General features: G+C 53.8%; 27 protein-coding genes and 1 tRNA gene. 14 read left to right on the plus strand and 14 right to left on the minus strand.

From position 1 onward, the window contains the following. Positions 1–123: 123 nt before the first annotated feature. Positions 124–1,011, minus strand: a complete 888-nt coding sequence (locus CFLAV_RS31925; RefSeq protein ID WP_007413802.1) for a golvesin C-terminal-like domain-containing protein — start codon at positions 1,009–1,011, stop codon at positions 124–126. Between the two features lie 350 nt (positions 1,012–1,361). On the opposite strand from CFLAV_RS31925, the gene CFLAV_RS06190 reads away from it, so the two are divergent. From CFLAV_RS06190 to CFLAV_RS06205, 4 genes are all read left to right on the plus strand, one after another. Further along, the gene (locus tag CFLAV_RS06190) at positions 1,362–1,790 is read left to right on the plus strand and encodes a hypothetical protein (protein WP_160164506.1); all 429 of its coding nucleotides are present in this window, start codon (positions 1,362–1,364) and stop codon (positions 1,788–1,790) included. 66 nt (positions 1,791–1,856) lie between these two features. Then, positions 1,857–1,931, plus strand: a tRNA-Val gene (locus CFLAV_RS06195). A 292-nt stretch (positions 1,932–2,223) separates the two neighbouring features. Next, on the plus strand, positions 2,224–2,589 hold the full coding sequence (locus CFLAV_RS37825) for a helix-turn-helix domain-containing protein (protein WP_007413804.1): 366 nt from the start codon (positions 2,224–2,226) through the stop codon (positions 2,587–2,589). 176 nt (positions 2,590–2,765) lie between these two features. Beyond that, positions 2,766–3,227 (plus strand): response regulator, encoded by a 462-nt coding sequence (locus tag CFLAV_RS06205; protein ID WP_007413805.1) that lies wholly within the window; start codon positions 2,766–2,768, stop codon positions 3,225–3,227. A gap of 233 nt (positions 3,228–3,460) precedes the next feature. On the opposite strand, the gene CFLAV_RS06210 is transcribed toward CFLAV_RS06205, so the two are convergent. The 3 genes from CFLAV_RS06210 to CFLAV_RS06220 all read right to left on the minus strand — a co-directional run bounded on the left by CFLAV_RS06210 (position 3,461) and on the right by CFLAV_RS06220 (position 5,059). Then, positions 3,461–3,760 (minus strand): hypothetical protein, encoded by a 300-nt coding sequence (locus CFLAV_RS06210; protein WP_007413807.1) that lies wholly within the window; start codon positions 3,758–3,760, stop codon positions 3,461–3,463. A 514-nt stretch (positions 3,761–4,274) separates the two neighbouring features. Further along, the gene (locus CFLAV_RS06215; protein ID WP_160164507.1) at positions 4,275–4,730 is read right to left on the minus strand and encodes a response regulator; all 456 of its coding nucleotides are present in this window, start codon (positions 4,728–4,730) and stop codon (positions 4,275–4,277) included. A 113-nt stretch (positions 4,731–4,843) separates the two neighbouring features. Next, positions 4,844–5,059, minus strand: a complete 216-nt coding sequence (locus CFLAV_RS06220; protein WP_040547235.1) for a hypothetical protein — start codon at positions 5,057–5,059, stop codon at positions 4,844–4,846. Between the two features lie 339 nt (positions 5,060–5,398). Between CFLAV_RS06220 and CFLAV_RS06225 the strand changes: the two genes are divergently transcribed. Then, a complete protein-coding gene (locus tag CFLAV_RS06225; protein ID WP_040547237.1) occupies positions 5,399–5,887 on the plus strand; it encodes a hypothetical protein in 489 nt (162 codons plus the stop codon). Positions 5,888–6,126: 239 nt separating this feature from the next. Further along, entirely contained in the window at positions 6,127–6,429 is a 303-nt protein-coding gene (locus CFLAV_RS06230) for a hypothetical protein (protein ID WP_007413812.1), read from the plus strand. 357 nt (positions 6,430–6,786) lie between these two features. Here CFLAV_RS06230 and CFLAV_RS06235 read toward each other — a convergent pair whose 3' ends face one another. From CFLAV_RS06235 to CFLAV_RS06250, 4 genes are all read right to left on the minus strand, one after another. Beyond that, on the minus strand, positions 6,787–7,059 hold the full coding sequence (locus tag CFLAV_RS06235; protein ID WP_007413813.1) for a hypothetical protein: 273 nt from the start codon (positions 7,057–7,059) through the stop codon (positions 6,787–6,789). A 209-nt stretch (positions 7,060–7,268) separates the two neighbouring features. Beyond that, positions 7,269–7,964, minus strand: a complete 696-nt coding sequence (locus CFLAV_RS06240; protein ID WP_040547239.1) for a VIT1/CCC1 transporter family protein — start codon at positions 7,962–7,964, stop codon at positions 7,269–7,271. 225 nt (positions 7,965–8,189) lie between these two features. Continuing rightward, positions 8,190–10,343 (minus strand): alginate lyase family protein, encoded by a 2,154-nt coding sequence (locus tag CFLAV_RS06245; protein WP_007413815.1) that lies wholly within the window; start codon positions 10,341–10,343, stop codon positions 8,190–8,192. A 1,130-nt stretch (positions 10,344–11,473) separates the two neighbouring features. Beyond that, entirely contained in the window at positions 11,474–11,758 is a 285-nt protein-coding gene (locus CFLAV_RS06250) for a hypothetical protein (RefSeq protein ID WP_007413816.1), read from the minus strand. Positions 11,759–11,917: 159 nt separating this feature from the next. On the opposite strand from CFLAV_RS06250, the gene CFLAV_RS33920 reads away from it, so the two are divergent. The 3 genes from CFLAV_RS33920 (at position 11,918) to CFLAV_RS06265 (ending at position 13,774) form a co-directional block, all read left to right on the plus strand. After that, on the plus strand, positions 11,918–12,457 hold the full coding sequence (locus CFLAV_RS33920; RefSeq protein WP_202796853.1) for a BON domain-containing protein: 540 nt from the start codon (positions 11,918–11,920) through the stop codon (positions 12,455–12,457). Between the two features lie 31 nt (positions 12,458–12,488). Then, positions 12,489–13,052 (plus strand): hypothetical protein, encoded by a 564-nt coding sequence (locus tag CFLAV_RS06260; protein ID WP_007413818.1) that lies wholly within the window; start codon positions 12,489–12,491, stop codon positions 13,050–13,052. Positions 13,053–13,294: 242 nt separating this feature from the next. Continuing rightward, positions 13,295–13,774: an REP-associated tyrosine transposase gene (locus tag CFLAV_RS06265; RefSeq protein WP_007413819.1), complete on the plus strand. Its 480-nt coding sequence runs from the start codon at positions 13,295–13,297 to the stop codon at positions 13,772–13,774. A 190-nt stretch (positions 13,775–13,964) separates the two neighbouring features. Here CFLAV_RS06265 and ligD (CFLAV_RS06270) read toward each other — a convergent pair whose 3' ends face one another. Further along, positions 13,965–14,867, minus strand: a complete 903-nt coding sequence (ligD, locus tag CFLAV_RS06270; protein WP_007413821.1) for a non-homologous end-joining DNA ligase — start codon at positions 14,865–14,867, stop codon at positions 13,965–13,967. Positions 14,868–14,879: 12 nt separating this feature from the next. Further along, on the minus strand, positions 14,880–16,508 hold the full coding sequence (gene ligD, locus CFLAV_RS06275) for a non-homologous end-joining DNA ligase (RefSeq protein ID WP_007413822.1): 1,629 nt from the start codon (positions 16,506–16,508) through the stop codon (positions 14,880–14,882). Positions 16,509–16,993: 485 nt separating this feature from the next. On the opposite strand from ligD (CFLAV_RS06275), the gene CFLAV_RS06285 reads away from it, so the two are divergent. Then, positions 16,994–18,478 (plus strand): sensor histidine kinase, encoded by a 1,485-nt coding sequence (locus CFLAV_RS06285; RefSeq protein WP_150107302.1) that lies wholly within the window; start codon positions 16,994–16,996, stop codon positions 18,476–18,478. Positions 18,479–18,533: 55 nt separating this feature from the next. On the opposite strand, the gene CFLAV_RS35440 is transcribed toward CFLAV_RS06285, so the two are convergent. Further along, positions 18,534–18,707, minus strand: coding sequence for a hypothetical protein (locus CFLAV_RS35440; RefSeq protein WP_160164509.1), 174 nt, complete (start codon positions 18,705–18,707; stop codon positions 18,534–18,536). 39 nt (positions 18,708–18,746) lie between these two features. Here CFLAV_RS35440 and CFLAV_RS06290 point away from each other — a divergent pair, with 39 nt between their 5' ends. After that, entirely contained in the window at positions 18,747–19,049 is a 303-nt protein-coding gene (locus tag CFLAV_RS06290) for a hypothetical protein (protein ID WP_007413824.1), read from the plus strand. A 288-nt stretch (positions 19,050–19,337) separates the two neighbouring features. Here the strand turns inward: CFLAV_RS06290 and CFLAV_RS06295 are convergent, their stop codons facing one another. Then, the gene (locus tag CFLAV_RS06295) at positions 19,338–19,559 is read right to left on the minus strand and encodes a hypothetical protein (protein ID WP_007413825.1); all 222 of its coding nucleotides are present in this window, start codon (positions 19,557–19,559) and stop codon (positions 19,338–19,340) included. Positions 19,560–19,936: 377 nt separating this feature from the next. On the opposite strand from CFLAV_RS06295, the gene CFLAV_RS06300 reads away from it, so the two are divergent. Next, entirely contained in the window at positions 19,937–20,641 is a 705-nt protein-coding gene (locus tag CFLAV_RS06300; RefSeq protein ID WP_007413826.1) for a HEAT repeat domain-containing protein, read from the plus strand. A gap of 318 nt (positions 20,642–20,959) precedes the next feature. On the opposite strand, the gene CFLAV_RS06305 is transcribed toward CFLAV_RS06300, so the two are convergent. Then, positions 20,960–23,023 (minus strand): choice-of-anchor Q domain-containing protein, encoded by a 2,064-nt coding sequence (locus CFLAV_RS06305; RefSeq protein WP_007413827.1) that lies wholly within the window; start codon positions 23,021–23,023, stop codon positions 20,960–20,962. A 757-nt stretch (positions 23,024–23,780) separates the two neighbouring features. Here CFLAV_RS06305 and CFLAV_RS06310 point away from each other — a divergent pair. Beyond that, complete coding sequence (locus tag CFLAV_RS06310) at positions 23,781–24,440, plus strand: hypothetical protein (protein WP_040547246.1); 660 nt, start codon at positions 23,781–23,783, stop codon at positions 24,438–24,440. Positions 24,441–24,787: 347 nt separating this feature from the next. Then, positions 24,788–26,080, plus strand: coding sequence for an IS110 family RNA-guided transposase (locus tag CFLAV_RS06315; RefSeq protein WP_007413831.1), 1,293 nt, complete (start codon positions 24,788–24,790; stop codon positions 26,078–26,080). 229 nt (positions 26,081–26,309) lie between these two features. Here CFLAV_RS06315 and CFLAV_RS31935 read toward each other — a convergent pair whose 3' ends face one another. Further along, on the minus strand, positions 26,310–26,978 hold the full coding sequence (locus CFLAV_RS31935) for a LexA family protein (protein ID WP_007413832.1): 669 nt from the start codon (positions 26,976–26,978) through the stop codon (positions 26,310–26,312). Positions 26,979–26,998: the final 20 nt, after the last annotated feature.

The raw sequence follows: 26,998 nt of genomic DNA on the forward strand, positions 1-26,998 counted from the left end.
AAAATGTTTCCGACAAATGGGACTAATTTTGATCGGCTTGGTCTCCGTGGCAAAGAATTTTGGTGGCAGACGGTCCAAAGCCGGAGTTGTACAATTTGCGGTGGTTTGGGCCGGTGAAGGTGTTTATTGGGTGTCCGAGGCGACGAAGCGGACGGCGTGTATTACGACAATACGATTGGTTTCATCGGTATTATTGTTCAGTCGCACAAAACCATTGGTGCCCTGGCGAAAGCGCGCTTCCGCAAGGATTTTTTCCCAGCGCCCGCCATTTATCAACTCATTGACGGTTGCGTTGTTAGTCACGCCATTGTGCACGACCTCAAATGCAGCAGAACTTGAGCGATTGCCACCTGCGGTGTACCAGACATAGACATCATAATTGCCAGTCTTCGGCATGCTTGGAACGAAAGTGGCGGTGGCTGTTGGCAGACCGTCGACTGTGCCTGCGTAATGAAATTGTCTTCCTTTCTTATTTTTTCCCGGGCTGACTTCTGTCCATTTGCCCGTGTAAATAGCGGAGCCATCCTTAAGAATCAATTCGACATCCTTTAATTCCACTGGAACCTCGGGCGAAGAGCTGGCGGTTGAAGGCTGGCTGGAAAGATTTTTTCCAGCTCGGTAAAACTTCCAAATGAAGGGCGTTACCCCTGAAATAAGTACCAGAACCGTTAGGGCAACAATTATCAAAGCGGACTTGTTGAATTTTGATTTAGGTCGGTCGCCATCTGCTGTTGGACCTGACTGTTCAGTTGGTTGATTATCTGGATTTGTTGGAATCTCCTCAGCGAGAGCAGGGGTGATGCTGGCTTCAAAAAAACTGGACTCAAGGATTTGATAAACACCATTGATCTCCTTCAACTTTTCCTGCGCCACAATCTGCAGCCTGGGGTCATGAGAAAAACGGTCTGGATGCCAGACCTTAACCAGGTCGCGGTACGCCTGTTTTACTTCTTCGTGCGATGCTCCGGCCTCCAAGCCCAACAATTGATAACACCTCGCGATTTCATCCATATAGGGTGGTAGGAGTTTGCCGCAACTCTTAGGACATTCAACTGGTTTCTTGCACGATGATCGTGTGTTTGACTTGAATCCGACCGACCAACATGAGAAGGAGAAGCGCAAGCATGCGCTCATTGGCTCAAACAAACGTCCTTATCAAGGCTGCAGTGGCAGCAATGATAACTTCATTGGCGGCGTATCCGCGTCTCGCTAGCTGGACTGAGAGGAACGGTGCTGTGGGGTTCTTCCTACTGATGCTGCTTTGGACGACCTTTGTGCTCTGGTCCTTTGTTTTTGGCTGGCACGAGCGGTACAGTGGGGAAGGAGTTTTCAAAGCCTCCACTTCACTTAAATTGTGGGGATTGGCGAGCTTGGCCGGAATGGCGGGGGCGATTTTACTAATGTTAGTGGTCGATCCGCAGCTGCGGGTAACCACGCCTAAAGATTATCCCGTTGATCTAAAATCTTGGGCGAATATGGGATTATTCACATTGTCGTTCGATCCTCTCTTTCTTTGTTTTGCGCCATTTGCCTTTTTCATACGGCTCTTTAGGAAGCCGAAGATTGCCACCGTTTTGACGGTCTTATTTGGAGTTTTTGTGTTATACCTCAAATTAAGCTCCGCGAACAGATTGCCGGCAATGTGGTTAGTGGCTGTTTTGGCATTGATGCGAGTGGCGGGAGGATTTGTGATGGTATATGTTTACCTTCAAGGAGGTGCACTGCCGGTGTTTTGGATGGGTGTTCTGGTGGAGCTTAGACATTTGGTTTTATTATTTGGTGAGCGGTGAAGGTTCCTTTGCCTGCCAATTGAGCTTGCTTCCAAACGAAATCGGCGCACAATATGATGACCGGTTAGGCGATTGGCGCAGTGGTAGCGCAGCAGCTTTACACGCTGTGGGTCGGGGGTTCGAATCCCTCATCGCCTACCATTTTTTCTTGGGGAATTCCATCGCCATCAAAACCTGATGAATTGGTTGATTAGTCAGCTTGCTTGAGTTGTGTCATCATGGATGGAAACCGGGGAAGATAACAGGTGAGTGCGAATGGAGCATTTGCCAATTTGAGTCGCAGTCCGTGAGTGGTAAAATCAAAGGTGGCCTGGGCCAAAAGCACGGTTCATTTTTCGCTTGTTTCAGTGTGCGCGCCTGATGAAGCTACTTAAACACGTTATTGATTAACTCAATACGTAAAGAGGGACAGCAACCTAATCAAATTAATTTTGTGGACCCTTTAAACATTGAATTCGAACGATTGCTGGCCAAGTCTGGTTGGACTCAATCGGAATGCGCCCGGCAGCTGGAGTTAACACCGGCAGTTATCACCCGCTATTTGAATGGGGAAACCCGACCAAGCTTAACCACCTTGAAGTTATTCAAGCTCATGCTAGGCGACATCTCTCCGCTGCCTAATGCAGCAGGAAAGGGGAAAGGTTCGGACTTACGCCCCATTGAAGAATGGGAACGCGATTTGTTGAGCGAAATGCGTTCGCTTCATCCGGATGTCCGGGCAACACTGCTCTCGGGTTTTAAAAAGGTGCTTAACGTAGTACCCAAGCAAGTGGTGGGGAGGGCAAAGAGGAAAAGGTAGTTTCTATCTCGAGTCTTCATAAGTTGTTGTTTTAGGCTACCCCGCAATGAGGTTGATCCCGGTCGTGGAAAATTCAGTGGAGAATTAAATTAATCCAGACTTGCTTGGGAGTTCCATTGGCGGGTTTGGGGTGAAGACCCCGTTTCCGGCGAGCAACCAGGAATTATCCTGATTTTATGACAAAACGCACGATACTGGTTGTGGAGGACAATCCGGATGATGTGCTGTTATTCCATCAGGCAATGCACTCCAACCGGATTGCCAATCCGATCCGGCGAGTCGAAAACGGTCTGGAAGCCGTGGCTTACCTCGAGGGCAAGGGTAAATACATGGACCGCGAAGCTTTTCCATTGCCTTGCGTGATGTTTACCGATCTGAAGATGCCTTTCATGAATGGCTTCGAACTTTTGGAATGGCTGAAAGGCAAACCGGAATATTCAATGATGCCGGTGATTGTATTCACCTCGTTTAAAGGCGAGGAAGTGAAGCGTGTCTATTCACTGGGGGCAGATTATTTTGTGGCCAAAACCGGCAGTCTCGATGGTTTTATCGAGTCCATTCAGGAAGCTGCGGGCGAGTGGTGGTGGTGTGAACAGCCAGCTCTCCAGGTCAAGGCCTGCCAGCCTGGTGCATTTTGAACTTTTGCATGGTCCTTCAAGCCATCACTGGTTTCAGTGAGGGAAACTGTTTAAGGACAGAACCATTAGTCTTTGAGGCTGGCTGCAGGGCGCAGGGACTTTCTGGGAAGTCCTGGCTTACTTGGAGAAAGTTGTTCCAAAAAAAGAAGGCAACTTCCATAGACAAAAGGACCGGCATTTGGACCAGGTGCAGTAGGCCGAAAGTGGCGGCTACTTGCAGGTGCGAGCGTTAATCAGTTCGATTGGGGAGACGGTTGTGTGCCTTCGGAACTGTAAATCAAAATCTGGTAGTGGGTTTCCGGGCAGTAGAAAAGAATTTGGTAGCCTTGCAGATTCAGCATGCGGGCAGCGCTATGGGCCGTGAGGCTAAAACCATAGTTTTCCGCCTCAGCAGGATTTTTAGTCCAGCGGTTATCATGAGTCAAAAACTGCGCCGTCTGTATGTCTTGAATAAGCACGTTCATTGATCCTGCCCAACCATAGCCAATGCGCATGCGCATGATAAGTCGCATGCGTTCTGAATTCAGTGTCATGGTTGTTCCTACAAATCTGTGAGCAACCCGGGGGCAAGAATCGGATTAGGTGAGAAATGAAGGAAGGCTGCCAATTACTAACGATGCCATGGCCAAGATCTATTACGAATGAAGATGCAGATGACTCTCTTTTTTCTCCTTGGAAATTCCAGTTCCAATCTCTTCCGTTCATCCAAACCGAAGGCTCGCAAAAATCATCCCACCGGTCTGAAGAAGTCAAAAGTGGATACAACGAGTTTATTTATGAAGTTTCGTCTGCCCATAATGCCCTCTTAAAAGTGGCAAATCTCCCCATGGAATGTGCAAAGCTGAAGCGATAGTCTTATGCGTTAACTGTGCGGGGGAAAGGGACGCAGTTGATAAAGGGGCGGTGATCTGTGACACAGATTACCGCTCCTGTTCATTCATTGCCGCCGTGTAAAACAATTTCAGTTGATACATTCGAACTGGGAATGAAATGTACGAGACGCTTTCCCGGATGGTAATGAAGGACCTTTTCTGAAAATGGCTCTGCTCAGAAACGAGCGTCGCGGCCCTGGATAAAACTCTTCGGAGCCTTCGAACGATCAAACCGGCCGGTGTGACTGAAAGTATCAATTTCATCGACAATGGCATTGAGCAAATCCAAATCACCCGTTTTCTCATAGCATGCCTTGGCACCCATATCCACCAGCTGCTGGCACTCCTCATGAAAGACAGAACCGGAAAGTACAAACACAGTCAACTGTGGCATGGGATGATCCTGTAACCACCGCAAAATCTCGACGGCACCTTTTTGAGGCATAACCGCATCGACCAGTAATACATCGGGAATCGGATGGCGTGCGCGATCAGCAAACGGACCTTTGCCAGCGAGATAATCTAATACTGTATCTCCCTGATCCATCTCACCAATCACCTTCAAATCCGGGTGGGTCCGCAATGACCGTTGCAATAAAAAGCGATCGTCATCGCAATTATCCATTATCATGACTTTAATCTGTTGCCCCATACTACTCTACGCTAAACGCGTGTGACTAAAACGCCAGTGTCTTTTCTTGGGGAGACTGACCCACCGAACTTTAATTAACTTAAACCATGTAATCAAATGAAGCGGCTGTAATCCATCCTCAACGGCCCATCCCCTTCTGACAGCATGCATGTCTTAAAATCAAACTCCGCTGCTTTCACTTCCATCCACTGTCCTTCTGCTTCAACCAGCCCAATCCCGCAAACTCCCGGCTTCGGTGAATGCAACACCCATCGCTCCTCCGTCCCGCTAATCCGCTCAATATCACTCTCATGAATCGGTTTCGTCAAAAGGCATCCACTCCCAATCGCCCTGCGGACTCCGCATCAGTTCCGCTTCGACCCACATTCTCAAATCAATCCGGCGTTCAACCGTTCCGCAATTTCCCTGACCTTCAAGTCTCGCTCACACCGAGTTGTTGAACCCGCCGAACGCCTGGCAATCCCTTCGCCACCGGCTTCAATTGGAACCCTCCCTCCCCATCGCTTTTTCCCAGGCCAGTTACAAATCGCTGCTGTCCAAGTTCTTGTATTTTTTGGTTTTTTTGTCCTGTGATGGGGGATGGACACCCTATGTCCCACCCCCCTCGTTAGTATGGTGTCGTTATGAACATCAAAAAAGGTAGCGTTATGAACGACAACACCATTCCCAAGGCCGTCTTTCAACAAATCATCGCCACCGCCGTGCGCAAAAACGGTGGCGACTCCGCCGCTGAACGCTGGGCTTTTGCCTGGACCCTCAACCTCGCCAGTACCGATCTCCGCCACCAGCGCCTCGAGTCCATGGCTCGCACCTACCTCCTGCGCGTCTGCGACACCCCACCCGCCGCGCCACTTCCCAATACCGAGGACCCACTCCAGATCCGCGCGTACGAACTCGCCACCCGCGCCGCTCGCGACATCCAATGGACCATCGCCCCCGGCCGATTCCCCGCCCAGATCCAGATTTCCGCCCCCGTTTATTCCGAAAAAGCCGGCGGCATCGAAACCCGCTCCCTGACCCTCACCAAAGACGAGTTAGTCCTGGAACGCACCTTCCTGGTAAGAATCTTCCCGCTCCTCGCCACCGCCATCCGCCGCGAAATCAAGGAGATCGAACCCGACCTCCGCTGGTCTTGAAATGCGCCAGCATCACTTGTTTCACATTTTTCATTAATCCCGCCTTTAGTGCGGGGTTATTTCCGTCCGTTTCTTGCCCAACCGTTTCCAACGGTTTCCCTTTCCGCTTTATTCCCGACATACCATCCCATCCTCCTTCTTTTGAATATGCTAACTCCAATGCTCTCCATCTCGATTCGCCCTTTTCACCAAACGGCCCTAGATTGAGTTGAGTTGGTAATCAACCAAAGGAGTTAATTATGTTTGCCACAATTAGACGCTATCAAACCGTTTCCCCCGCCAAAATAACCCCGTTGATCAACGACGGCTTGATCCCCCTCATCAGCGAAATCAAGGGATTCGAGGGTTACTATTGCCTCGACCTCGGCGACGGCATGATGTCATCCGTGACCTTGTTCGATACCCGGGAAGCCGCCGAGCAATGCAATCAAATGGTCGTTGAATGGGGTCTGAAGAACACTGAATCACTTCTCACCAAAAAATTTGAACCCTTCATCGGCGAAGTCGTCGCCCAAAAACAACCAGCCCACGCCCTCACCTGAGATTTCCAGGCCGAATACAACACATTTAAAAATTAAAACCACCCCTCACGATCCAATCCAATTCGTCGTTGGTGCCCGTCCGGAAGGACCTCCGTGCGCGCCGCACTAATATCGCCAACGAAATCAATCCCTCCCATGCTTCTATCCGCGCACGCGCCCCGCGACCCAAATCCCGCGCGCCAGCGATCAATTAATGGTAAGGATGAGCTGCTGCTCGCTCCCTAATAATGCCCGCGATCACCCCAACCCTTACCCGTTCCCGCGGATGCGGCCAGGAAACTTCATCCCACCGCCAGGCACGTTCACCTTGCATCGGTAAGGATTGGTGCCCGTCTGGAAAGACCTGCCGCTCGCTCCCTAACAATGCCCGCGATCCAGTCCAATCCTCACCCGCTCCCGCGGATGCGCCCCACGACTCCAATCCCACCACGAGCCACGTGGGTAGGGCGCGTCACTCCGTGCGCGCCGCACTAACAAAGCCCCGGATATCATTCCCCATTCCTCCAATTCGCGCAGGCGACCCACGATCCAAATTCCACCGCCAGGCACGTTCTCTCGCTTAGCAATCGGAGTAACGAGATTCATTTCTCCTTCCGCGATCTCCTTCGCGCACGCGACCAACGACTCCATTGCCACGCGCCAGCAATCAATTAAATGGTGGAATGACGCTGGTGCCCGTGTGGAAACACCGGAATTCAAACACCGTCGGTGACTCTGCCCAGCCCATTGCCCCAATTCGCGCACGCGACCCGCGATCCAATCCCACCGTCAAGCCCCGGAGCGCCGGTTTCCCAACCGGCTTAGCCTGTTAGCAACCCACCGATGCTGCTCCCTCAAACTCACCCAATCCACCGCGCGATACCAAATGCCGCCGCTGCCGCAAGGCCACCAATGACAGTAGTCTGAAGCGCACTCCGCAGAACCGGCACCCCAGTAAAGCGCCCCTTGATGCCACCGAAGACGGCGAGCGCCGCCAAAGTCACTGCCACGGACAACCGCAAAGCACTGTGCGCATTCGGAAGTATGATATATGAGCTGAGCGGAATGATGCCGCCGACGATGTAAGCAAGCGCAATCGTCAATGCACTCTTCCACGCGCGTCCGGGTTCGGGCCGCTCCAGGCCAAGCTCGAAGCGCATCATGAACGCCACCCAGTCCTTTGGCCGCCGTCGGAGCGATTCCACCACCGTGGCGCACTCCTCGGCGGAAAGACCGTAAGTCTCGAAAATCTCACGCACCTCCTGCGCCTCCGCCTCCGGGATGTTTACAATCTCCTGCTCCTCACGCGCCTGCTCATGCGCGTAATGCTCCGCATCGCCGCGCGCCGCCAGATAGCCGCCCAGCCCCATCGCTATCGAACCCGCCGCAATCTCAGCAAACCCTGCCGTCACGATGAGATGAGTCTGGGAAATGGCCCCCGTCAACCCCGCCGCCAGCGCGAAGGGCACGGTCAACCCATCAGACATGCCGATGACAATATCCCGGACCGTGTCACCAGCCGTGAAGTGCTGCTCAGTATGTGGTGTCATTGGCATGCCTTAAGAATCCAGCAGGATTTTAAAAGTGCAACCCTAAGGCCTCGTACGGAAATAAGCTGATACGAGCTGCGCCGACATCCGGGGGCCAGTCAAGGCGCGACGAAAGAGCATATCCAAGGCGATCTGCGACTGAGGAGCAACGCCGACTGGCACCCGGAGGACCAGCAGATCGGGTCAGCTTATTTCCGTACGAGGCCTAAGCCAGTTGGCCTGCAGCATCGACTACAACCCGGGAAACGGCCGAAACTTAACCGTCTTCTCCGCCCCCTGATTGAACCGAACCGTCAACGTCTCCCCGGCCAGTTTAACTTCCGTTACCGGACATGCCGCCGCTTTGGCTGATGGATAAAGAACATACACCACCGTCACTTTGCCCCCCACACTCTTACGATAGATGGCCGTCGGAATCGCTTTGATGCCCCCATAACCAGCGGATGAATCCGGCAACCAGCCTTGCACCACCGGCTCTTTCTGGCCTTTGACAATTTTCACACCATCCGCACCGTAAGCCATGACCGTCAGATTCGGACCGGCATTTTGTGTGGTGACACGCAGGCCGTCCACGGTGGCGTCCGGTGCATTGAGATGAAACAACGCCTCGCAATCGTGCGGTTTGCCATCCATCGACTCCAGTTCATCCGCAATGATGAACACATCCGGCTTAAGAAAAAACACATGCCGCGTCTGCCTTATCGGGTGAAGAGATTCCGCGCCCCAACCCTCGTCATATCGGCTGGCAGCATGATCAAAAACATCATTGCTCTCCCAAACCTGGGGCAGGGGATTCTTTACGACAAAAGTCTCTTTGGGTTCATGACGACGCGCCTGCTCCAGGCCATCCACCATCACCACGTTATGAGCACGGCTGCTCAGCACATATTGCCGCCATTCGCTCGCATCATAAATATAAGCGCCGCCCTCCACGAGCAGCGGCTGGCCGTAAGCAGTGAGGATGACGCTCAATTTATCTTCATGCTGATGACCATACCCAAACGGCCCACCGTCCATGCAAAGCCAGCGTGCATCGGCATCCCAGCCACTCCGCATGATGAACTGACCCGCGTAAGGAAAAACGTGGGACGTTTCCATCGGCGGCTTCCCTTCCTTGCCGTTCGTCGCAACCCAGAGAAAATCTTCCCGTTGCGGAAAATACCGCGCCCCTGGTCTCATCCCAACTACAATGCTGCTGGCCCCCGAATCATTCAACGGCGGCATCCTTCGATCGGGCTGCATCGAGAAGAGCAAATAGCTGAACATTTTCTCCAACTTCGGCAGATAATCCTTGGGCGGTTGAAACCCGGTCATCGAAACGAGCTCCACCGGGCCGCTAAAATTTCTGAGTGCAATTCCGTGATAACCCGGAGCCAGTTCGATTTGTGCGCCATCGGGATAAACCTGCACATCGAGTTCGTGATCCAGCCGTTCGGCGGCCGTGTCGCGCCAGAGCTGGGCATCCTTGAATTCCGGGAAGAGCGCGCCCACATGATAAAGCCCGTTGGCTTCCATGGTCAGCCAGTTGCCGGTAGTGTGGAACTTCATCAAATACTCGGCATGATCGACAAAGCTCTTTAGCATCAATACCACCGCCGCATCATCAAAGGACTTCGCCGATAGCACACGCGGAAAAATTTCCGGCCAAACCGTGCCGGCACGAATGCCCGCTTCGATCGTGCGCCAGCGGGAAAACGGCCCATTCTGAACCGCGGCCAGCGGCACCGGACAGTCGTGAACCCAACTGTTCAACTCCGCCACAAACTCCTGTGCATACTTTTCATCGCCCGTGGCGTAATAAGCCTTCGCCAACGCCAGCCATTGTTCGTGCCGGTTGAACTGCCAGGTCCACTCATTATTGCGTGGCCACTTGGAATCAGGCTGCGTCGTCGGGTTGAATGCCCAATCAATGGTCTCCCCAAACTGCCATTCAATACCCTGGCTGTTGACCAGATGCTTCAACGCCTTCTCTGCATCCGGTTCATTGGATTTCGCATCGTGGCCAACTCCGCGCGGATCAATCTGCCAATGCGGCAGCGGACGCGTCCGCATATGTTCCGCCAGCGCATGACGTGCCGCCGTCCAATCAGACCCGGCAACACTCTTTTTCACCTCGGCCAAATCCGGACGGGACAAATCGAGCAGCGCAAAGAATTCCACATCCGAGAGCCTCGGACCCGGATCAGGCACTGGCGCCGAAGCCGCCGGTCGCACCACCCCGGCGACAATAAAAAGCACAACGACCAGCAAGCGCATCATCCCGCAAAAAATATTACGCATACCCACCATTGGAGCTGATACAGCCTCTTTGCCAAGCTCAATGTGATTGTAGGAGCGCCCCACGACTCCAATCTCACCACGAGCCACGTGGGTAGGGCGCGTCACTCCGTGCGCGCCGCACTGAAATGGCCCACGATCTCATTCTACCAATCACCCCCTCCGCGCACGCGACCCACGACCCGACCAACCCGCGCCAGCAATCGTATAATCGGTGGAATGAGAGTCCCCTCGAATTCTAACACGGTCGGCGATTCTACCAGTCCATCGAGCTTATCTGCGGACGCAGTCCTCAATTCCAAACCGTGCGCCAGCCATCAATTAATGGTAAGGATTGGTGCCCGTCTGGAAAGACCTGCCGCTCGCTCCCTAATGATGCCCGCGATCCAATCCATCCCTCACCCGCTCCCGCGGATGCGCCCCCCGACTCCAATCCCACCCGAGCCACGTGGGCAGGGCGCGTCACTCCGTGCGCGCCGCACTGAAATGGCCCACGATCTCATTCTACCAATCACCCCCTCCGCGCACGCGACCCACGACCCGACCAACCCGCGCCAGCAATCGTATAATCGGTGGAATGAGAGTCCCCTCGAATTCTAACACGGTCGGCGATTCTACCAGTCCATCGAGCTTATCTGCGGACGCAGTCCTCAATTCCAAACCGTGCGCCAGCCATCAATTAATGGTAAGGATTGGTGCCCGTCTGGAAAGACCTGCCGCTCGCTCCCTAATGATGCCCGCGATCCGGTTCCACCCTGACCTGTTCCCGCGGATGCGCCCCCCGACTCCAATCCCACCCGAGCCACGTGGGCAGGGCGCGTCACTCCGTGCGCGCCGCACTGACAAGGCCCACAATCCCAATCCATCCCTCGACCCAAATCGCGTATGCGCTCAACGACCCCGCCCTCCGCGCCATCCAATATTTGTTAACCTCCACTCACCCTTGACACGACTGAACACAATTATCACCACCAACAGATGAGCATAATCGTCACGGAACAAATAGGCTGACTGCTCGCCGGTTTGTTACTATCTAGGCACTGACGCCGCACCCTTCTCATTAACCCCCCCACTTTAGTGTGGGGTCCTTCGCATCCCAATGTTTCCCCAACCGTTTCCAACGGTTTCTTTCCGCCACACTCCACCCAATATCGCGGGCTCAAACTCTGATATTGGCCATTGAATATTCTTTGACTCTTAGTCCTTGGACATTGGACGTTGGACATTCCACCTTCCACTCACCCCGTAAACCCAAACCGATAATGCTCCTCCTCAGCCTTGATGTTCAGCGAATTGCAAATGCGACTGGAAGCCAGCATGCCCGCTGCCGTTTTGATCATTCTGTCAAAATCACGCTTCGGCAACTCCTCTCCCGCATGCTTTATCGCCTGAATTTTGGCTCCGCGATCCAATAGCATTTCCACAAACTCCTCGCAGGCAACCGGGTCATCCGTTGAGTAATGACTCGCTATCGGAGTTCTGCCTGATTGTGTCGTGAATTCAACGATATATTTGGGAATCATACATTCTCTCCTTTTCGCTTTAACCAAATTACCGACCCTTGCCCCACTGTGAATTGGGGTTAAGACCTGCTTACCTGCTTTCCGCGTATGGAAATCCCCCATGGCAGCGGACTTATACCTGAACGATGGTGCTTTGACCCGGAATTAATTCTAACAATTATGAAAACACCAACCAAATTGATGGGCCTCGCGGCCGCCTTGGTCCTTATTGCCGGCTGTAGTCGCAGTGCCGAAACCACCGCCAGCAGCGATGCTAGTAGGGACACCACCGTCGCCAACGCTCCCGCGACGAATGCCCTCTCACCCACCTCGCGCGAACTCGATTCCAAGAATCGCGTCTATCCCGATGCTGCGAATTCCACAAATGCGGCTGACACCAGCTCGCTGAAGGCAGCGGATAATACGGGTAAAAACGTGCGCGACCGTGACAACGCCACGCTCACCCCCGGTGACCAGGGCAAGAGCGAATCCGACCGCGAAATCACCCGCAACATCCGTCGTGCCATCACCAAAAACGACCAACTCTCCACGGAAGCCAAAAACATCAAGATCATCACCGTTGATGGCAAGGTGACCTTGCGCGGCCCGGTGAAGAGCGACCAGGAGCTGAAGACCATCTCCGACGTTGTGCAAAACGTCGCTAACGGCGCCGCCGTGGATAATCAATTGGAAGTCAAGACCGACAGCAGCGCTAAATAACCATTAAAAATTCAAAAGGAAGGAAAATCATATGGCAGCTAAATCTGTATTCTGTGTAGCTCGGGATGAAGTCCAGGCCAGTTGCATCGTCGATGATCTCAAGATGGCTGGCTTCTCCAAGAACGACATCTCCGCCTTGCTCCCGGACAAATCCGGAACCAGGGACTTCGCCCATGAAAAAGGGACCAAAGCTCCGGAAGGCGCGGCCACCGGTGCTGGCACCGGTGGCGTATTGGGCGGTGCCTTGGGCTGGCTCGCTGGCATTGGTGCCCTGGCCATACCTGGCGTCGGCCCTTTCATTGCCGCCGGCCCCATCATGGCAGCGTTGAGCGGCGCAGCCGTGGGAGCAGCCGCAGGCGGCCTCGTTGGAACCTTGGTCGGCATGGGCATCCCCGAATTCGAAGCCAAGCGTTATCAAGGCAAAATCCGCGAAGGCCGGATTCTTCTCTCCGTTCACTCGGAAGACAGCAACGAAACCAAACGCGCCAAGAATATCTTCGAACGAGCCGGTGCTGAGGACATTTCCACCGCCGGGGAAGAAAGCGTTAAGGATAAGCGCGAGACAACCCCTCGCACTCGGACCACACTTGACTGATTAAATCGGTTTTGCAAACCCGTGGTCGCCAGTCCCACGCATGGGACTGGCTTGTTCACTTTACAGACCCATCGAGCCCACTCGCGCACGCGCCCCACGATCCCATTCCAACCGCCAGGTTCCAGGTAGGGCGCGTCACTCCGCTGCGCGCCGCACTAACAAGGCCCACGACAAAATCCCACCCATCCCCCCAATCCGCGCACGCGACCCACGATCGCCTCCGTGTACAGTTGATTTGACTCATGGCTCACTACACTTCGGACATGGAATTACCTCTCCGCAAAAAGTTGCCGCATGCCATTCCACAGTGGGTTCCTGAAGCGAGTTGGTTTTTCATCACGATTAAATGCGCACCCCCTGGAAAAAATCAGTTTTGCCGGGCGGATACCGGGGACAGCGTCCTAGCCGCGATAAAACACAATCACGACAAACTGGCCTGGCATTGCAGGATCTGTTTATTAATGCCTGACCATCTGCATGCGATTCTTGCGTTTCCACCCGAGCCAGGAATGAAAACCACGATCAAAAACTGGAAGAAATACGTGGCTGGAAGGCACGGCGTGGATTGGCAACGCGACTTTTTTGATCATCGCCTGCGCGACCATCATGAACTGGATGAAAAGACCCGTTACATTCTAATGAACCCGGTGCGCAAAGGTTTGTGTAAACGCGTGGAGGATTGGAGATGGGTTTATTGTCCCAAGGATCGGTCGATGCCATGATGGATGGAACCGAATTCCAGGTCGCCTGCACGAATGGGACCCACGCGACCCACGATCTCAAAATCTCGCGCCAGCCCCAGGTAGGGCGCGTCACTCCGTGCGCGCCGCACTGACATGGCCCACGATGTCATTCCTCCCACAGCCCCACTCGCATCTGCGAACAACAATCCAACCCCCTACCATGACCGCATCACTTCTCCTTCCCCAACTTCGGCAATTTCTGTTTCACCTTCAACACCCCCGCAAACAAATCTCCCTGCTTCTCCACTCGCTTAAGCACATCCGCCGTCTCAAACGTCAGCAATTTCGCATTCTTCTTCTTAAGCGCCGTCGTCACCTCTCCCCACGTCACCGGCGTCGAAACCGTCGGACGCTCCTTCGCCCGCAACGAATAAACATTCACCGTCGTCTTATGATCATCATTCTGACTCCAATCCACCAACACCTTTCCCTTCCTCAACTTTTTTTGCATATTCGACACCACCGTCTCCGGAAATTTTAGTTCTAAAGCCTCCGCCACGGCACGCGCAAATTCCTTCGTCCGCTCATACGTCACCGCCGTATTCAGCGGCACATAAACCTGCAAACCCTTCGACCCTGAAGTCTTGGCAAAGCTCTTGAGTCCCAGCGCATCCAGCATCGCCTTGAGCCAGAGCCCAACCTGACAACAGGTCACGATGTCCGCCGGCGGTCCGGGATCAAGATCAAACGCCAGCGCAGTCGGACGCTCAATCGCCGGAACCTTGTGCAAAAACGTATGCAACTCCAGGTCCGCCAGATTCGCTGCCCATACCAACGCCCGCAAATCATTGATCACGCAGTAATGAACTTCTCCGCCCTCCTTGGCCACCTTCGCCGTCTTGATACTTTTCGGCCGATGCGTGGGACATTGCCTTTCGTAAAAGAAAAATCCTTCCACCCCATTCGGATACCGCTTGAGCGTGATCGGCCGCTTTTTTAAGTGCGGCAGCAAATGCTCCGAAATGCGGATGTAATAATCAATGACGTCCCCCTTGGTGAAACCAGTCTTCGGATAGAAGACCTTCTCCAGATTGGAAACCTCCACCTTCGATCCATCAACTGTGAGCTCCATTGGATTAATTAATTATTCAGGTTTTTCACGAACAACTTCCCTGGCATCCTTGTCCTTGCGCAGCCCCAAAAAAACCGGCTGCCGCAATTTTTCGTCCTCCGTCCATTCGGAAAACTTGAGCTGGCAAACCAATTTCGGCTTGAGCCAATGACACCGCTTCATCTCGCTGGCCGTCAGACCCTGGCCAGACCTGCCGCGGCGCTTTTCGGGCAGATTCACAAAAGGACAGTTTGCCTGTCCCATTTTGTTGAACGTGGCATAAAGACTCTCGAGCAGTGCATGATTGAAGCCAGTACCTACCTTGCCCGCAAATCGCAGTTCTTTTTTATCGTAATACCCAACCAGCAGCGCGCCGAAATATTTGCGACTCCCCTCAGGATCAGTATACCCCCCAATCACCATTTCCTGTTCGTGATGGAGCTTGAGCTTTATCCACGACCCGCTGCGTTGGCCCGCCTCATACACCGAATTCTTTAGCTTTCCGATGAGCCCTTCCAATCCTAACTTCTGCGCCTGTTTTAGCAATTTCCCCACTTCCCCTTCGAGCGAGGCGGAGTAGCGCACGATGCCCAGGTCTCCCGTCAGCAGCCTCTCCAGCTCCGCCTTTCGCTCCACAACGGTTTCTTTCCGCAAATCCTTCCCGTTCAACCGCAGCAGGTCAAAAGCATAGAAAAAGATCGCTGGACGCGCCTGCCCCATGTCATACCGCTGCAACAGTTGGAAGGAGGACCGACCTTTTTTATCCAATGCCACAATTTCCCCATCGATGATTGCCTCCTCTGCATCGATTTGCGCGATCGAATCCACCACCTCGGGAAACTTCTCTCCGAGATCCTTTTTGTTGCGCGATAGCAGGGTGACCTTGCTGCCATGTTTGAAAGCCAGTGCTCTAAAGCCATCGAATTTAACCTCGTAAATCCACTCTCCCGGCGGCGGAGCTTCGACGAGCCTTGCCTTCATCGGTTCGATGAACTTTACCGAACTCTTTCGCTCCCTTACCGCCGACACCTTCGTGGTTGGTGAAGCTTTTTTGAGTTTCCTAACCTGAACCTTTTCCACTTTTGTGATTGATGTAGCTCTGTTGGATTTCCAAGCCTGGCCACTCCCGGCGAGTTCTGCCATCGATTTTCCCGACCGCGCCGACGTGTCATCCATTTTTTTTGACACCGGCTTCATGTCACTCCCGCCCTTGATCAACAGCCACTGCCTCCCGCCACGCAAACGAACCAAATACCACTCCCCATTCAGTTTTGAGCCGTGCAGAATGAAATGCAATTTCCCGCCCGCCAGCTCCTTCAACGGCTCTTTGCTCAATGGCTCAAACGTTCCCTTGTCCCACACCATCACCGTCCCGCCACCATATTCCCCTTTGGGAATCGTCCCCTCGAAATCGATGTACGATACCGGATGATCCTCCACCTCCATCGCCAACCGCTTTTCACCCCTGGCGAAAGGCACCCCCTTCGGCACCGCCCAGGATTTAAGCGTGCCGCCCATTTCCAGGCGGAAATCATAATGCAGATGTGAGGCAGCATGTTTCTGGATGACGAAGCGATGCCTCTTGCTGCTCCGGTCGAGTCTGCCCTTGGGTTCCGCAGTCCTTTTAAAGTCGCGTTTCCGACTATACTCTGTGAGCGACATAATTCCTGAAATAAGCTCCGCCACGGCAGACGCTTGTGCCACTAAAAGTTACTAACAATCTTCACTACTCGTCAGCAGTATCCACCCACGACCCGGAGCGCCGGTTTCCAAACAGGGTTTACGTGTTTCACCTACTTATCATCGGCATATTTCCGTCCCAGAATGACACCACAACACTAAAACCTCCATCGGATGATGGAGGTGCGAAGCCAGTCTCTCACCAGGGATTGGCTTTTTACTTTTACTGAAAAATGCCTTTGCCTCAAACGATGGCAATCCGGACTGCCAATTGCGCGGCAAAACCTCGAACGGAAACCATTGGCAGCGCTTCAAGTTTTTTTCCCTGATCGCCTTGCGCGTTCACTGATTCAGGGCACATTGGAACATGTAATGGAAAGCAGATTGTTTAAGCAGTGACTTTTGTAAGAAATTTAATCACCTCCGCCTCCAAGCCCTACAAACCTGCCCAACCTGTCCACTATGGCATGGCAGTTTTAAGTATTGCCGTGGCGACTCTGGTCAGGATGTTGCTCGACCCCTGGTTGGGAGATCACGCTCCTTTTGCCACTGTGTTCCTGGCCATCCTGGTAATTGCGTTCTGGGCCGGTTTCGGACCGGCAGTCCTTACGATCATCCTGGGTTATATCGCGGTTGACTATTTTGTTATTCTTCCACGACATTCTTCTGCCATTTCTGGATTCTCGGTCTGGGCCCAGACCTTGGTTTATGCCATGGTCTCTTTTGGCATCGTCTCGCTCGATCGCCTCCACGTTGCCGCCCAGTCCCGCGCAAATCAGAGCGAGGAAAAATACCGTTCTCTCTACGGCAACACACCCGTGATGATGCACTCCATCGATCAGAACGGCACCCTCCTCAACGTCAGCAACTTCTGGCTCGAATCCCTCGGCTACGAACGGTCGGAGGTTATCGGCCACAAGTCTGTCGAGTTCCTCACGCCCGAATCCCGCCAGTATGCCCTGGAGGTGGTGCTGCCGGAATTCTTTGAGACGGGTGTCTGCCGCGACATTCCTTACCAGGTGATTAAGAAAAACGGCGAGATCATTGATGTCCTCCTGTCGGCTGCCATCGAAAAAGACCGCCATAGCGGCGAAGTGCATTCCCTCGCCGTGCTCATTGATGTCACCGCGCAAAAACGAGCCGAAGCCAGGATTAAACAATGGAATGCTGAACTGGAATCATCCGTCCGCGAACGCACCGCCGAGCTGGAAGCCTTCTGTTACTCGGTCTCCCACGACCTGCGCTCCCCGATCCGTCAGATTTCCTCCTTCACCGAACTGTTGCGCGAGGATTATGCGCCGCTCTTCAAGGAGGAGGGCAGGGAGATGCTCCGGATTGTCATTCAATCCGCCCAGCGAATGGATCAGCTTATCCACGACCTCCTGGCACTCTCCCGGCTCTCACGTTGCGAAATCCAACGGCGCCCAGTCGACCTCAGCGCCTCGTTGCGGCAATTAGCCCAGCAACTTCAAAAGGATGAACCACAACGCCAGGTCGATTTTATCATCGCCCCAAAAATCCTCGCTTCGGTGGATGAACGCATGCTGCGCGTTGCCTTGGAAAACCTCCTCAATAACGCCTGGAAATTTACCCGCCTTGTCGATCGTGGCCGGATCGAATTCGGCGTGAAACTGCACGCCGGTCATCCCACCTTTTTTTTGCGCGATAACGGCATCGGCTTCGACATGGCCTACGCCGGCAAACTCTTTGGTGTTTTCGAACGTCTCCATTCCGCCTCCGAGTTTCCCGGCACCGGCATTGGACTGGCCATCGTCCAACGCGTCATCAACCGCCACGGCGGAGAAATCTGGGCCGAAGGCGCCATCAACCAGGGCGCAACATTCTATTTCACCCTGCAGACGCAGCCAGTAGGCAACGATGGCCATCCCCAAACCCTCGAGTCCTGCACCGCCATGCCAGAACCCCCTGCCGAATGCCGAAAGGTAATGTAGACTCCGGATGAAATAACATTCGTTCTGACGGAACGCCGGTTTCCCGCGCCACTTTCTAAACTCCCAAGGCCCAACGGGCTGCCCCAAACCAGCCCAGGCCGCAGCCGCGGGCGAAGGCCTGGGAATAAGGTCCATATAAATCATCAAGGCCTGAAGGGCCGCCCCAACTTGTCGCCCCGCTCCCCACAGGACGACTTAGTGCGCCATTTTCTCCTTTGGTAGTTTTCAATGGAAGCCTTAGGTTAAAGTTATGGAGAAAGGAGTTTTTATGTATGCAGCTATAAGACGCTATGAGACGAACTCGCCGGCCGAATTAACCCGGTTGATCAACGAAAGCTTTGTTCCCCGTATCAGCGAAATCAAAGGATTCGAAGCTTACTATTGCATTGATGCCGGGGAAGGAATGATTGCTTCCACAAGCGTGTTTGATTCAGAGGAAGGAGCTGGCTTGTCGAACCTGATGGCCGAGGATTGGATCGCCCAAAACGCGGCCAAACTCATCACTGGTCAATTCCGGACCGTGGCAGGCAACGTGATAGCCCACCAGGTCGCAGCACATCAGGCCGCCTAAATGCAGCTTTGGAGCGGTTATCGGGTTTGTGCCACCCATTGAAAAGTTTTTGGTTGTTGTCAACTGTAGTCATGATAAGGTTTTGCCAATCCTCGGTGTAGGCGGGGATTAAGTACTACACTAAAAGCGTTTCCATCGAGGTGGTGGAGACAGCTGGCCAGTCTCGCAAGGGACTGGCCTTTTTGTTAGAAAGCTCTCCCTATTGAAAGTTCAGCTTTCGATGTTGGGGTGTTGAATGTCCGCCTTTCATCCCCCATCCGCGTTTATCTGCGTCCATCAGCGGTTAAACTACATCCCTTGCTTTTCCTTCATCACCGCTGGAGGAGTGCAGATGACGTTGTATTTTTTCCTGACGCACGCGTAACCATGCGTTTCACAAAGGCCGACGTAAAAGAGCTCCTGCTCCGGCGTGAAAATATCAATCACCTCAAAAAGCTGGTTGCCGACTGCGAAACCCTCGCAATCGCGTTTCCAGTGGTGAAATTGTGTGGAGGTCCAATGTTCTGTCATTTTATACAGCCATGACGCTTGAATTATTTATCCGCTTCCGCATGCGAACCGCTTAACGCCTCATCGCTGGTGATGCTCCAACCCAATCTTGAAGACGCTGCTTGAGGAGTTAAGGTGCCTGCGATGGAAGTAATGCTGACTCGGAAAATATGAGCTCTTCAGGCCTAGTCAACCTTGCGCCCCACGCCTCACGAACACAAGGACAATCGGCTCCCTCGCATTTCCCCTCGTCGCCAATTCAAGTCGTTGCCCCGGAGTCCTGAGTGAAAGCAGGGCCGCGCGCGCAGTCTGTAGGATCTGCATATTTATGGCTCAATCTCAACTTTCACCCTCCTTTTAACTGGTCTTCGAACGGTCCGCCCACTATATAAAAATCCGTGGGAAAACGACGGAGAATCATCCTGATAACTTTGGCCCTGCTCATCGCGGGCTCGCTCGCTTTTTATCTCACGCACCCCAGGGAACCGAGTTACGAAGGCAGAACATTGACGGAATGGTTGAATCTTTATTACCGATCATTTTCAGCAAATGAGCCGAACAGACCGGCGCTGTATGATGCATCCACCAATGCCATAAAGCACATTGGCACCAATGCCATCCCGTTCCTGATCAAAAAACTAACCTCCCGGGAAACCAACTTCCAAAAGCATTTGCGATTATCAATTCCTAAGCTGCCCCGAAGCCTTCTTCGGGTACCTTTCTTCCAGCGGTCATTAATTCAGTTCCTCTCTACGACCCACGGCTGGGACCAATTCCAGGGCAGGGAAGGCTTGAAGATTCTCGGCACGGACGCCCTGAGCGCAGTGCCAGCCCTGGCCAGGCTGACCAAACACCCTGATCCACATGTGCGAGCCATGGCCTTGGACAGCCTTCGCTCCATCCATCCCAAGCCGGAGATATTTCTGCCGATCCTGCTCCAGGCGATGCATGATCCCGATGCAGGAACCCAGATGCTCTCGGCCGCGATACTGGCAGACTTGTATCCTGAAGAAGCAGACTACGCCGGAGTGTACAAATTATACCCCGCATTGAAACCCGCCGACACCAACAACATTTTCACCAACCAACCCTTCGGCCAATAAATGAGCCCCCGCCGCCGCCAGGCCCCACGGTAGGGCGCGTCACTCCCGTGCGCGCCGCACTGAAACGGCCCACGATGTCATTCCCCCATTGCCTCCACTCGCGAATGCGACCAGCATCGGAGCGCCGGTTTCTCAACCGGCTTACGATCAAGTATCACCCAAGCCACCCAATCTCACTCGATCACCTCCATCCAACCCGCCCCCCAATCCCATTCGTGTTAATTAGTGTGAATTCGTGGTTTAAGAAAAACTAAAACAAAAAAGCCAACCCCTCGCGAGGCCGGCTTTTGCTTTTCAATTCGAAATTCGAAATTTGAATTACTGCACCCCCACACGATAATACGCCGGGGCAGGGGCATTCGTATCCGTAAACGACGTCGTGCCCGGCAAACCCGGCACATTGGCTTGCAGCAACGAGAACGGCACCGCCGCCCCCAAATCCGTCGCCCGTTCCACAAAGTAACTGCGATTGGCCACACTCGTCCACGTCAGCGCTACCTGTCCCGCCGTGGAGGAAGTCTGCGTCAACTTTAACAACGACGCCACATTCGTCGGATCAGTCCCCGCCCGCCACTCCTGCCAATTATTCAAGCCATCCCCATCCTTATCCGCAAAATCCACCGAACCATCCATCGCCAGCCCGTATTGCTGCAACCACGCGTACGAGATCACCGACGTTGGCGACCGAAACTCATACGCCCCCACATCCACCGTCCCCCCACGGATGCGCACGTTGCCATCCAAATCAGTGCTCTCCTGCACGTACGCATTCAGCCCGGCATTAATGCACGGCGAACCCGCCTGCAAATGAAAGTCACCACCAGTTTGATCTACAAACAATGGAGCTTTGGTGAAATTGCCATTTCCATTGTTAGGTAAAGGCACGGTGCAACAATAATTCAATGTGCCGAAATAGTCGGCATTAGCGTTCGTCAACGCGTCATTGTAGTAGATAATACAGTTGTTCAGCGTGCCACCTGCAGTCCCACCCCCAAGATACGAAGCCGAGTTTGCAGTCACTGTGCAATTGTTCAGAGTAACATAATAAGCCCCACCGCCACAGTAAGCAGAGTTGCCGGCCAATATGCAGTTGGTCAACCCGCCGGAAGGATACCCGCCATAATAAGCCCCACCGCCAAAAGCGGATGCAGAATTACTGCTCAGTCTGCAATTGTTTAGAAAGCTAAAAGCAGCTCCGCCGCCATTGGTGGCTAGATTGCCGGTCACCATGCAATTGTCCAGCGTACCAGAGTAAGCCCCGCCGCCATTGCTCGCCACGTTGCTGATTAGCGCGCAGTTATTCAGCGTGCTGCCGCGAGCCCCACCACCGTTGGTAGCTACGTTACCGCTCAATATGCAGTTGTTCAGCGTCGCAGCATATGCCCCGCCGCCGGATTGGGAGGCCGAATTGCTGCTCACAGTGCAACTGTTCAATGTGCCAAAGTAAGCCCCGCCGCCATTGGCCGCCGAGTTGCCGTTGATTATGCAGTTGTTCAATGTGCCAAAGTAAGCCCCACCGCCTGAGGCGGCCGAGTTGCCGCTCAGTGTGCAGTTGCTTAAAGTGCCGTTGTAAGCTCCGCCACCATAACCATAACTTGTCGAGTTGTTGTTGCTGAGAATGCAGTTGTTTAGCATGCCAGAGTAGGCTCCGCCGCCATTGTAGGCCGAGTTGCCGCGCAGGATGCAATTGTTCAATATGCTCGAGTAGGCTCCCCCTCCTCCTGACCAATAGTCGGCATAAGAGGAATTGCCGCTGATTATGCAGTTGTTCAGCGTGCCAAAATAGACTCCGCCTCCGGAGGAAGACGCCGAGTTGTTCAGGATTACGCAATTGGTCACCACCACATTGGTCGAAGCGCACCACACGCCTCCACCGGAGCCCTGGGCGCCCCCGTTCATCAGCGTAAAACCGGAGAGCACCACGCCATTGGTCAAGTACACGCACCGCACCCCGCTAGAGTTATACATGGGAAATTGCAGCCCCAGAATCATGGTTACACCCGGACCGTTGACACTGACCAGAGTCAACGGTTTGGTCACAGCCACACGGTTGTTCACATTTCCAACAGTTCGCCACCCGGTTTGATATACCCCGTCGTTTACCAGAACCACATCACCCGGCGCAGCCGCATCCACGGCATCTTGGATATTCGTGGCGGCCGTGGCCCACGTCGCGTACGGAGCTGAAGGAGCATGGTTGTTGATATTGACATATGTCGTGGCGGCCCAGCCACGCACAGTCGCGCACAGCAGCAATATGGACGCAAGCAGGACTGCCGAAATTTGTCGGTTCTTAAACTGAAACAATCCCAACCGCGTCAAAGAAGAAGGAGCCTTGTAGTTGTTCCCTGCCTTCATCCTTCGCATAAGTGTGTATTTCATCGGTTCACCTTCCTTGCGCACGCCGCCCCACCTCGAAACAGATTGTCGTGCCTAGTATTGGATACTAAGAATTTATTTCTCATGGTCAACTGTGCCTTTGAACGCACAGTTACGGACAGACCCCCAGTCATAAATTGCCGACCATTCTCCTCAACCAAATCCTTTTATTTCCGACACTGATTGAGAGGATTTAGCATTTGCGATGCCATGAGGAATTCCAAACGTAAAACGAGGAAAAGCCGTCAAACACTTTCGCCGACACGCGTGGTGACCACACATTTTGTGTGAACCGTAACACGTATCACCGAAACGAAAGAACACCGGTGGCTCATTCGCGTTCCGGAGCGCCGGTTTCCAAACCGACTTACGATGCAGTAACAACCACACCGCCCAATGTCTCACCATCGTTTCCGTCCAAGCGACAGCCCATCTTCATCTCCTTGGATAATTAATAAGAAAACTCAGATGGCAGTATGCTGCCGTCTCCTACTTTGCCACAGAAGATTCCCGGAACCATCAAGTGCCCTTTCCCAGCCCCAACGGGGCGCTCAATACCAGCCTGGGGTGGAACCCCAGGAACGATTCCCAACAAACATCAAAGCCCTGAAGGGGCGCCCTAATCCCATACATAAGCCTCGTCATATTCGACACCATATTTTTCCAGGAACATCCTGAATTCTTCCTGGAAAGCGCGCGTTACATGAGGCTTCTCCCTTTTGACTGGTCTACGAACGCCCTGTGCACTATTTAAAAACCTGTGGGTAAACGATCGAGACTCATCCTGATAACTCTGGCACTGCTCATCGCAGTCTCCTTTACCTTTATTCTGTTCCGTCATCGTGAACCTGCTTACCAGGGCAGGACATTAACTCAATGGCTGGAGCTGTATGATTATGGAAGCGGCTCCAGGCCTCGGTCAGGAGATTGGGAAACGAATATCCAACTTGCCGTCAAAGCAATAGGGACGAACGCAATTCCCATCTTATTAGAGTGGGTGCAGGCTGATTCTTCGGTAACAAGCAGATTGAACAACATGCTGGATCGACAGAGCCTGATTCCTCTTCGCTTTAGGCGTGCGCAGGGGTATCAAAGCATGGCCTCCGCCGGGTTTGGCATGCTTGGTAATGACGCACTTCCTGCCGTCCCAGTTTTGTTAAAGATGGCTTCACCGACGAATTCCTATGGAAACGCCGCCTTCGATTGCCTTTATGAGATAAAACATTCTGGAGCACTGCTGCTGCCAGTCTTGTCCAAGCAACTCTCTGAAAACGATGTCGAAATTAGCTATAACGCTGCCGGCGCGCTTTGTGATTTATATAAAACAGAGGCCGAAGCACTTGGCCTTTTCAGGAAGTTCCCCGAATTCAAAATCCACGGAACACCAATCATTCCCCTTCAAACAAATGCCGTTCCATAGATCTCCGAAAACGCCATGCGGAAGGCAGCGATGAAGCGTCGTGATTACCCGGAGCGCTGGTTTCCAAACCGTATAGGTGCTCCGGAGTTATTCACGGGCGAAGGCCGGGCCTTCTGTGCTGCCCGGACTTTGAGCCCGTGAATAACTCCGCCCGCGGGCCCAGAGATTTGCTACCCTCTAGTCCGGCCGCCGTACGAATGATCCAAACCGTTTGCGAAACGAACTTAAGCCGACTTTTCGACGGCGACCGGACTAGAGAGCAGCAGCCATGCATCCTCAGATGCCGGCGTCACCACGCCTCGCACTATACGACCTGCAGCCTGCCGCTTCATTAACAAAGTAAAACGATGAAAAACCAATCCTCTGACGCCACCCTCACCGGGTTTGCCGCCCTGATCGGACTGGACTGGGGCCACGGCGCTCATGCCATCGCCCTGGAGATCAGCGGCGCAAACACCGAAACCTCCACGCTGGAGCATTCCGCTGAAAATCTCCATCAGTGGCTTGATCAACTGGAAAAGCGCTGCGGCGGCAGGCCGGTTGCCGTCGCGATCGAGGCCAGCAAAGGCGCCGCCGTTTACGCCTTGCTGGAACGGCCCTGGATCACGGTCTACCCGATCCACCCGGCCACCAGCACGCGCACCAGAGCCGCCTTCCGGCCCTCCGGCGCCAAGGACGACACGCCGGATGCCTTGGTGCTTTTGAGTCTCCTGCAACATCACCGCGACCGCCTGCGTCCGCTGCAACTGGATGATGAAGCCACCCGCACGCTGGCCCGCCTGGTTGAGGCCCGCCGCAAGGCGGTGGACCGGCGCACGCTCCTGTCCAACCAGCTCCAAAGCACACTGCGCGATTATTTTCCCCAAGCCCTCGAGCTGGTTGGCGACAACCTGGCTGCGCCGCTGGCTTTGGACTTTCTGGAAAGGTGGCCCCGTCTGACGGACGTGCAGGCCGCCAGGAACGCCACCCTCAAAAGCTTCTATCAGCGCCACAATGTGCGCCGGCCCGAACTGATTGAAAGCCGGGTGCAACGCATCCGTTCGGCCCGTCTGCTCACGCGCGACGCCGCCGTGACCGAAGTGGCCGTGCGCACGGTGCGGCTGCTCGTGGCCGAGTTGCGCGTGCTCCAGGAACACATTGCCGCCTTTGAAACGGCCATTGCCCAGGCCTTTGCCGCGCATCCGGAGAAAAACCTTTTTCGGGAACTGCCCGGGGCCGGCGCGGTGCTGGCCCCGCGGCTGTTGGTCGCCTTTGGCACGCTGCGCGACCGGTTTGCCGATGCGGGCGCCATGCAGCGTTACTTTGGCGTCGCGCCGGTGACCGAAAAAAGCGGCGGACGGGTCTGGGTGCATTGGCGCTGGAACGCGCCGGTCTTTGTGCGCCAAACCCTGGTCGAATGGGCCGGACAAACGGTGGTCTATTGCCCGTGGGCCAAGGCCTATTACGAGCAACAGCGCGGCAAACGGGTCGGCCACTGGGCGATCCTGCGCGCCTTGGCGTTCAAGTGGCTGCGCATCCTGTGGCGCTGCTGGCAGAAATCCGAAGCCTACGAGGAAGAAAAATATCTGCGTCAACTCGAACAACGCCGCTCACCCATTGCCGCCCTGGCCCGCCAGTTCGCCAAACAAATGGCCTCTTGAATTAAAAATTATGTTGCGCGGTTGTCCTCAGATGTTGGCTTAAAATGAAAAACCAACAAGCCCCGCCAAGATTTTACCACCACCTCCATCCAACCCACACCCCTCTTTCATTCGCGTTAATTAGTGCAAATTAGCGGTTAAAAAAAGCCAAAACAAAAAAGCCAGCCCCTCACGAGACTGGCTTTTTGCTTTGAATTCGAAATTCGCAACTCGAAATTCGAAATTTGTATCATCTCCACTTGCGTTTCATTTCCACCGCAGGATAGATGAAGCGGAAGGCTTCAGCCGGAAGGGTGATGGGAGGATAATCCTGGTTCGTGCTTTCGAGGATGATGGTCCGGCCTTCGGGACCCGTGCGACGAAAACGTTTCACCAACACGCCATGATTCTCAGCGAGGCGCGCGACCACAATGTTGCCGTTGCGCGGTTCGGAATTCGGCGAGAACGTGATGACATCTCCCGCGGCAATTTCCGGATACATCGAATCACCTTCCACGATCAGCGCGAACGCATTTGGATCGCGGCTGTCCGTGTAAACCACCTCCTCAATCTGATTGGCGAGGTCGGCATAATCATGCGCCGTGCCTGCCGCCGCCCAACTCACTACCGGCGCACTATTTCTGCCTGGTATGAAAGTAAGCGGATTTATTGTGGTTCGAAGACCACTACTAGTTAGACTGTTAATGGGAGGATGGATGCCCGGCTGAGCCCCCATTTGAGGCAGAGTGGCATACATGCTTTCAAACAATTTCGTAAGTCCCTTGGAAGGGCGTTTTATGCCCTTTTCAATGAGATATATGTAATTTCCAGTGACGCCGAGCATCTCGCCGAGCTCAGCCTGAGTGAGATTTCCATGCAATCTCCGAAACTCTCTAAACTTTTCTGTTAATTCTTTCATTTTTATGTTGACGGGTTTCT

The sequence above is a fragment of the Pedosphaera parvula Ellin514 genome, assembly GCF_000172555.1.
In the GTDB taxonomy this organism is placed as follows: Bacteria; Verrucomicrobiota; Verrucomicrobiia; order Limisphaerales; family Pedosphaeraceae; genus Pedosphaera.

Coding starts and splice junctions, on each gene's coding strand:
- CFLAV_RS31925 (WP_007413802.1), bottom strand. CDS start 1,011: ATGGATGAAATCGCGAGGTGTTATCAATTGTTGGGCTTGGAGGCCGGA.
- CFLAV_RS06205 (WP_007413805.1), top strand. CDS start 2,766: ATGACAAAACGCACGATACTGGTTGTGGAGGACAATCCGGATGATGTG.
- CFLAV_RS06210 (WP_007413807.1), bottom strand. CDS start 3,760: ATGACACTGAATTCAGAACGCATGCGACTTATCATGCGCATGCGCATT.
- CFLAV_RS06215 (WP_160164507.1), bottom strand. CDS start 4,730: ATGATAATGGATAATTGCGATGACGATCGCTTTTTATTGCAACGGTCA.
- CFLAV_RS06225 (WP_040547237.1), top strand. CDS start 5,399: ATGAACGACAACACCATTCCCAAGGCCGTCTTTCAACAAATCATCGCC.
- CFLAV_RS06230 (WP_007413812.1), top strand. CDS start 6,127: ATGTTTGCCACAATTAGACGCTATCAAACCGTTTCCCCCGCCAAAATA.
- CFLAV_RS06235 (WP_007413813.1), bottom strand. CDS start 7,059: ATGGAGTCGTTGGTCGCGTGCGCGAAGGAGATCGCGGAAGGAGAAATG.
- CFLAV_RS06240 (WP_040547239.1), bottom strand. CDS start 7,964: ATGCCAATGACACCACATACTGAGCAGCACTTCACGGCTGGTGACACG.
- CFLAV_RS06250 (WP_007413816.1), bottom strand. CDS start 11,758: ATGATTCCCAAATATATCGTTGAATTCACGACACAATCAGGCAGAACT.
- CFLAV_RS33920 (WP_202796853.1), top strand. CDS start 11,918: ATGAAAACACCAACCAAATTGATGGGCCTCGCGGCCGCCTTGGTCCTT.
- CFLAV_RS06260 (WP_007413818.1), top strand. CDS start 12,489: ATGGCAGCTAAATCTGTATTCTGTGTAGCTCGGGATGAAGTCCAGGCC.
- CFLAV_RS06265 (WP_007413819.1), top strand. CDS start 13,295: ATGGCTCACTACACTTCGGACATGGAATTACCTCTCCGCAAAAAGTTG.
- ligD (WP_007413821.1), bottom strand. CDS start 14,867: ATGGAGCTCACAGTTGATGGATCGAAGGTGGAGGTTTCCAATCTGGAG.
- ligD (WP_007413822.1), bottom strand. CDS start 16,508: ATGTCGCTCACAGAGTATAGTCGGAAACGCGACTTTAAAAGGACTGCG.
- CFLAV_RS06285 (WP_150107302.1), top strand. CDS start 16,994: ATGGCAGTTTTAAGTATTGCCGTGGCGACTCTGGTCAGGATGTTGCTC.
- CFLAV_RS06290 (WP_007413824.1), top strand. CDS start 18,747: ATGTATGCAGCTATAAGACGCTATGAGACGAACTCGCCGGCCGAATTA.
- CFLAV_RS06295 (WP_007413825.1), bottom strand. CDS start 19,559: ATGACAGAACATTGGACCTCCACACAATTTCACCACTGGAAACGCGAT.
- CFLAV_RS06305 (WP_007413827.1), bottom strand. CDS start 23,023: ATGAAATACACACTTATGCGAAGGATGAAGGCAGGGAACAACTACAAG.
- CFLAV_RS06315 (WP_007413831.1), top strand. CDS start 24,788: ATGAAAAACCAATCCTCTGACGCCACCCTCACCGGGTTTGCCGCCCTG.
- CFLAV_RS31935 (WP_007413832.1), bottom strand. CDS start 26,978: ATGAAAGAATTAACAGAAAAGTTTAGAGAGTTTCGGAGATTGCATGGA.